The following is a 1,228-nucleotide window of genomic DNA, read 5'->3' on the forward strand; positions in this document are numbered from 1 at the left end:
TCCTGCCTGATGCCGCTGGGCCGGCCCTTCGATGGCTTTGTCGAGCAGATCAAGCGCGTGTCGCCAACCTGCCTCATCGCCTTCGACCGCAACCGCTATTCGGTACCCGCTTCCTTCGCGAACCGGCCGGTCAGCCTGCGGATCTACCCTGATCGTCTGGTCATAGCGGCCGAAGGCCAGATCTTGTGCGAACATGCCCGGCTCATCGAGCGCTCCCATCACAAGCCGGGACGCACAATCTATGACTGGCGGCATTATCTGGCGGTGATCCAGCGCAAGCCCGGCGCCCTGCGCAATGGAGCCCCCCTTTCTCGAGATGCCCGAGGCCTTTCGGGAGTTACAGGGCCATCTGCTCAAGCGCCCAGGCGGCGACCGAGAGATGGTTGAGATCCTGTCCCTGGTTCTTCATCACGACGAGCAGGCTGTCCTGAGGGCGGTTGAGTTAGCCCTGGAAGCTGGTGTCGCCACCAAGACCCACGTTCTCAACGTGTTGCACCGACTGATCGATGGCAAGGCGCCTCCAGCAGCGCCGATCGATGCGCCTCAGGCACTGCGTCTGACGCAGGAGCCCGAGGCCAATGTCGTTCGCTATGACAGGCTGAGGGAGATCCGCCATGCGTCATGACCCTGCCAGCGCTGCGGTCATCGTCATGCTGCGCAGCCTCAAGATGTTCGGCATGGCTCAGGCCGCCGACGAACTGATCGAGCAGGGCGCGCCTGCCTTCGATGCTGCCGTGCCGATGCTCGCTGGACTCCTGAAGGCAGAGATGGCCGAACGCGAGGTCAGGTCCATCGCCTATCAGATCAAGGCGGCCCGCTTCCCGGCCTACAAGGATCTGGCTGGCTTCGACTTTGCCGCCAGCGAGATCAACGAAGCCCTCGTCCGCCAGCTTCACCAAGGCGACTTCATGGAAAACGCCGACAATGTCGTGCTGATTGGCGGGCCTGGAACCGGCAAGAGTCATATCGCAACGGCACTGGGCGTCCAGGCCGTCGAGCATCACCGCAAGAAGGTTCGCTTCTTCTCCACGGTCGATCTGGTCAATGCGCTTGAGCAGGAAAAGACCATGAACCGATCCGGCCAGTTGGCAGAACGCCTGCTACGTCTCGACCTGCTCATCCTCGACGAGCTGGGTTATCTGCCCTTCAGCCCATCGGGCGGAGCCATGCTCTTCCATCTGCTCAGCAAGCTGTACGAGCGCACCAGCGTCGTCATCACCACCAACCT

1 protein-coding gene and 1 pseudogene are annotated in these 1,228 nt (G+C 62.1%); both read left to right on the forward strand.

All coding sequences use genetic code 11. The features are described from left to right. Positions 1-625: pseudogene (locus tag L284_RS44460) on the forward strand (Mu transposase domain-containing protein); the annotation flags it as partial. Continuing rightward, positions 615-1,228: IS21-like element helper ATPase IstB (istB, locus tag L284_RS44465; RefSeq protein WP_021235881.1), on the forward strand; the 614-nt coding region annotated here is incomplete at its 3' end. The pseudogene L284_RS44460 and the gene istB, both read left to right, overlap by 11 nt.

The sequence above is a fragment of the Novosphingobium lindaniclasticum LE124 genome (assembly GCF_000445125.1).
Taxonomy (GTDB): domain Bacteria; phylum Pseudomonadota; class Alphaproteobacteria; order Sphingomonadales; family Sphingomonadaceae; genus Novosphingobium; species Novosphingobium lindaniclasticum.